General features: G+C 71.0%; 5 protein-coding genes. 1 reads left to right on the top strand and 4 read right to left on the bottom strand.

What is annotated here, in order from left to right; genetic code table 11:
* Nucleotides 1-54 precede the first annotated feature (54 nt).
* Nucleotides 55-1,530, bottom strand: coding sequence for a peptide MFS transporter (locus ACFXGA_RS22725; protein WP_378090829.1), 1,476 nt, complete (start codon nt 1,528-1,530; stop codon nt 55-57).
* Nucleotides 1,531-1,709: 179 nt separating this feature from the next.
* Between ACFXGA_RS22725 and ACFXGA_RS22720 the strand changes: the two genes are divergently transcribed.
* Nucleotides 1,710-2,243: a TIGR03086 family metal-binding protein gene (locus tag ACFXGA_RS22720; protein WP_378090828.1), complete on the top strand. Its 534-nt coding sequence runs from the start codon at nt 1,710-1,712 to the stop codon at nt 2,241-2,243.
* 298 nt (nt 2,244-2,541) lie between these two features.
* On the opposite strand, the gene ACFXGA_RS22715 is transcribed toward ACFXGA_RS22720, so the two are convergent.
* Genes ACFXGA_RS22715 through pdxT form a run of 3 tightly spaced genes read right to left on the bottom strand, consistent with a single transcriptional unit; the run spans nt 2,542 to nt 4,481 of the window.
* Nucleotides 2,542-3,066, bottom strand: a complete 525-nt coding sequence (locus ACFXGA_RS22715) for a DUF4262 domain-containing protein (protein ID WP_378090827.1) — start codon at nt 3,064-3,066, stop codon at nt 2,542-2,544.
* Between the two features lie 41 nt (nt 3,067-3,107).
* Entirely contained in the window at nt 3,108-3,857 is a 750-nt protein-coding gene (locus ACFXGA_RS22710) for a YebC/PmpR family DNA-binding transcriptional regulator (protein ID WP_378090826.1), read from the bottom strand.
* An 18-nt stretch (nt 3,858-3,875) separates the two neighbouring features.
* Nucleotides 3,876-4,481, bottom strand: a complete 606-nt coding sequence (gene pdxT, locus ACFXGA_RS22705; protein ID WP_378090825.1) for a pyridoxal 5'-phosphate synthase glutaminase subunit PdxT — start codon at nt 4,479-4,481, stop codon at nt 3,876-3,878.
* Between the last annotated feature and the right edge of the window lie 99 nt (nt 4,482-4,580).

Here is a 4,580-nt window from a genome sequence, read left to right as displayed (position 1 = left end):
CAGCTGCTCGGACGCTCGGTCGCCCCCGCCCCCCCCCACCCCGCCGGCGTCACGTCAGTGGACGCCCTGCATCAACCGGTGGATCGCCTTCGTGGCCACGACCAGCGCGACGCCCAGCGCGATCGCCACCGCGCCCAGCACGCCGAAGTACGCCACCGCGTTCTCGTCGCTGTAGAACCGCACCACGATCGCGCCGACGCCGGAGCCGGCCGCCGTGGCGAGGAACCACAGGCCCATGGTCTGCGACGCGAACGCGCGCGGCGCGAGCTTGGTCGTCACGGACAGGCCCACGGGCGACAGCAGCAGCTCGCCGCACGTCATGACCAGGTACATGACCACCAGCCACAGGAAGCTCACCCGCACCGACGGGTCGCCCTGGCTCGCGACCATCATCAGCAGGAACGACAAGCCGACCAGCAGCAGCGCGTAGCCGAACTTGCGCGGCGTCGCGGGCTGGCGGTTGGCCAGCTTCACCCACAGCAGGGCGAACAGCGGGGCCACCGCGATGATCATCACCGGGTTGATGGACTGGATGAACGACGGCGGGAACGTCAGGCCCAGGAAGGAGTTGTCGACCCGGGTGTCGGCGAACGCCGCGATCACCGTGGCGCTCTGCTCGAACAGCAGCCAGAACATCGCCGCCGCGATGAACAGCGGCACGTAGGCGATCACCCGCGACCGCTCCACCTTCGTGGTCCGCTTGCTGCGGATCATCACGGTGAAGTAGCCGATCGGCAGCAGCACCGACAGCAGGCTGATCAGGTTGATCACGCCCTCCGCGCCCAGCACCCCGAGCACGACCAGCAACGCCACCACGGCCACCGCGCCCAGCGACACGGCGACGATCCGGCCGATCACCCGGCCGCGCTCCGCCGCGGGCAGCGGGTTCGGCGGCACGGCGGCCGAGTCGCCCAGGCCGCGCCGGCCGAGCCGGTAGACGAGCAGGCCCAGCGCCATGCCGACGGCGGCCGCGCCGAAGCCGAGGTGCCAGTCGTAGTTCTCGCCGAGGAAACCGCACACCAGCGGCGCGAGGAAGCCGCCGAGGTTGATGCCCATGTAGAAGATCGTGAAGCCCGAGTCCCGGCGCGGGTCCTGCTGGTCGTACAGGCCGCCGACCACGGTCGAGATGTTCGGCTTGAGCAGCCCGGTGCCCAGGACGATCAGGACCAGGCCGGTGTAGACGCCCGCCACGCCGATCGGCAGCGCGAGCGCGATGTGCCCGAACATGATCAGCACGCCGCCGTAGAACACGGCCCGCTGGCCGCCCAGCACCCGGTCGGCCAGCCAGCCGCCCGCCACGCCGGACATGTAGACCGACGAGCCGTAGATGGCGACCAGGGACAACGCGAAGCTCTTGTCGAGCCCGAGCGCGCCTTCGGCGGTGGAGCGGTACAGGTAGTAGGCGAGGATCGCCTTCATCCCGTAGTAGGAGAAGCGCTCCCAGAGTTCGGTGAAGAACAGCGTCGACAGTCCTCGGGGGTGACCGAAGAAGCCCCGCTGCGGGGTGGAGACGGCGCTCGTGGCGCTCACTGATCCTCCTGGGTGTCAACGATGTCGCCGTAGGCGTACCGGTCCACGCTACGCCGTACGGGTGTATCGGATGAAATCGACGTTCCGCCGAGTGGCCCACTCCACACGCTCGGGGTGCGGCCGGGTTCAACGTTTGGTGCACTCGTGGGGTGGATCTGATCGAGGCTCACGGACGCGCGATGACGGAGTTCGACTCGCGGGTGCGCCGGGTGCGCCCCGAGCAGTGGGACTGGGGCACGCCGTGCAAGGAGTGGTCGGTCCGGGACCTGGTGAACCACCTGGTCCACGAGCAGCTCTGGGCGCCCGAGCTGCTGGCCGGCTGCACGGTCGAGCAGGTGGGCGACAGGTTCGACGGCGACCAGCTCGGCGACGACCCCCTGCACTCGTGGGTGCTGGCGGCGGCCGCGGCCAGGGAGGCGTGGATCGCGCCGAAGGCCCTGCTCAAGCCGGTGCACCTCAGCTACGGCAAGTCGACGGCGGTCGAGTACGGCTGGCAGATGACCTCGGACCTGGCGGTGCACGCCTGGGACCTGGCCCGCGCCCTCGGGGTGGACGAGCGGATCGACCCCGACCTGGCCGAGGCGGTGCTGGAGTACGTCGAGCCGAACGCGGAGACCTGGGCGGCGACCGGGTTGTTCGACCCGCCGGTGCCGGTGCCCGACGACGCCGACCCGCAGACGAAGTTGGTCGCCCTGCTCGGGCGCACGCCCTAGGCGGTCGGTCGAAGGAGGTGTTCCCCGCGGGGAGGGCTCATCGGAAGCCCTCCCCGCGGGCTTTTCCTCGGTCCGGGCGGGGCCCCCGGGACCAAGACCGGTCGCGCACACCCCGCCCCGCGCAGCTCCCCGACTACGCGGGACGGGGCGTGCCTCCCCCTCGCGGCGTGCGGAGTCCCCGACGTCTCGACGCACACCACAGTGATAGACCCGCCGGCGTTGTCAGCGGTCGGCCCGCGCGCACCTGACAACATTCCCCGGACAACGACGCCGGGGCGCGGGTGCGGTGCGGCGCAGGTCAGGGCCCGGTGACGCCGGGCTCCCAGCTCTCCGGGCGGCCGCTCTCGGTCAGCAGGAGCTGCCAGTCGCCGAACCCCATCGGCGCGTCGTGGTGCCACGGGAACCGGCCGTCCGCGGTCGGCAGGATGATCTGCACGGCGGCGAAGTCGCCCTTGCCGTAGAGCAGGAACGCGCTGCCGAAGAACTCCGGGTAGAAGCCCTTGAAGACCCGTTCGAACGTGACCGGCACGCCCTCGAAGAAGTCGTGGTACAGCCGGCCGGGCACGAACCGCTCCCCCCGCCGGGCCCGGTCCACGTAGGCGCGGATGAGCACCTGGGCGTGCTCGGGCGGCAGGCCGATGACCACGGCCTCGGCCACGCCGAACCGGCGCCACGCGCCGACGGAGAACGAGTAGCCGGCGCCCTCCTCGTCCTCGGGCACCGTGACCACGGCGTGGCCGTGCTGCTCGGCCTGCGTCAGCAGCCAGTTGCGCAGGTTGAGGTCCTGGACGGAGGGGCCGTGGGGGTTCGACACGGACGCCATTGTGCCCGGTGCCCGCCCGGACGGACGGCGGCGGACCGGGGTCAGCCGACCTCGGCCATCACCTCGTCCGACACGTCGAAGTTCGCGTACACGTTCTGCACGTCGTCGCAGTCCTCGAGCGCGTCGATGAGCTTGAAGATCTTCCGCGCGCCCTCGGCCTCCAGCTGCACCGTCACCGAGGGCAGGAAGTTGGCCTCCGCCGACTCGTAGTCGTACCCGGCGTCCTGGAGCGCCTTGCGCACCGCGACCAGGTCACCGGCCTCCGACACGACCTCGTAGCTCTCGCCCAGGTCGTTGACCTCCTCGGCGCCCGCGTCGAGCACCGCCATCAGCACGTCGTCCTCGGTCAGGTCTCCCTTGGGCACGATCACCACGCCCTTGCGGGTGAACATGTAGGCCACCGAGCCGGGGTCGGCCATCGAGCCGCCGTTGCGCGTCATCGCGGTGCGGACCTCGGACGCGGCCCGGTTGCGGTTGTCGGTCAGGCACTCGACCAGCACCGCCACGCCGTTGGGGCCGTAGCCCTCGTACATGATGGTCTGCCAGTCGGCGCCGCCGGCCTCCTCGCCACCGCCGCGCTTGCGGGCGCGCTCGATGTTGTCCAGCGGCACCGAGTTCTTCCGGGCCTTCTGGATGGCGTCGTACAGGGTCGGGTTGCCGTCCGGGTCGCTACCGCCGGTGCGGGCCGCCACCTCGATGTTCTTGATCAGACGCGCGAAGAGCTTGCCGCGCTTGGCGTCGATTGCGGCCTTCTTGTGCTTGGTGGTCGCCCACTTTGAGTGGCCGCTCATTTCTCCTCCGTCGAATACTCAGCCCGCGGCACGGACCATGTCCACGAAAAGGCGGTGCACGCGCCCGTCGCCGGTCAGTTCCGGGTGGAACGAGGTGGCGAGCACGTGCCCCTGCCGAACCGCGACGATCCTACCGGCGGCATCCCCCGCGTCCTCGGATTCGGGCACCCTGGCGAGCACTTCCACGTCCGATCCCGCCGATTCCACCCACGGGGCGCGGATGAACACCGCGTGGACCTCGCCCACGTCGGTGAAGTCGAGGTCCGCCTCGAAGGAATCAACCTGCCTGCCGAACGCGTTGCGGCGCACCACGATGTCGAGCCCGCCGAGCTGGTGCTGGTCGGGCCGGCCGTCCAGGACGCGGTCGGCGAGCAGGATCATCCCGGCGCACGACCCGTAGGCGGGCATGCCCTCCTTGATCCGGGCGCGCAGCGGCTCCAGCAGGTCGAACGTGGCGAGCAGCCGGCTGATGGCCGTCGACTCGCCGCCCGGCAGCACCACGCCGTCGACCTCGGCCAGCTCCTCGGGCCGGCGGATCGGGCGGGCGAGCACGTCGGCCTCGGCCAACGCGACGAGGTGCTCACGGACGTCGCCCTGGAGGGCGAGGACACCGACGACGGACACGGCTGGTTTTCCTCCTAGGTGAACTGCCACCAGCCTAGGTGACCGGGCCGGGGGGGGGGGCGGGGGACCCCCCCCCCCCCGGCGGCATTCCGCCCCGCC

The organism is Actinosynnema sp. NPDC059335, assembly GCF_042752395.1.
Classification (GTDB): Bacteria; Actinomycetota; Actinomycetes; order Mycobacteriales; family Pseudonocardiaceae; genus Actinosynnema.
Note: the sequence above shows the minus strand (reverse complement) of the source record. Positions and strands in the feature narration are given on the sequence as shown.

Bases quoted from the DNA above. Each gene is read 5' to 3' on its own strand.
- ACFXGA_RS22715 (WP_378090827.1), bottom strand. From the start codon at position 3,066: ATGGCGTCCGTGTCGAACCCCCACGGCCCCTCCGTCCAGGACCTCAAC.
- ACFXGA_RS22720 (WP_378090828.1), top strand. From the start codon at position 1,710: ATGACGGAGTTCGACTCGCGGGTGCGCCGGGTGCGCCCCGAGCAGTGG.
- ACFXGA_RS22710 (WP_378090826.1), bottom strand. From the start codon at position 3,857: ATGAGCGGCCACTCAAAGTGGGCGACCACCAAGCACAAGAAGGCCGCA.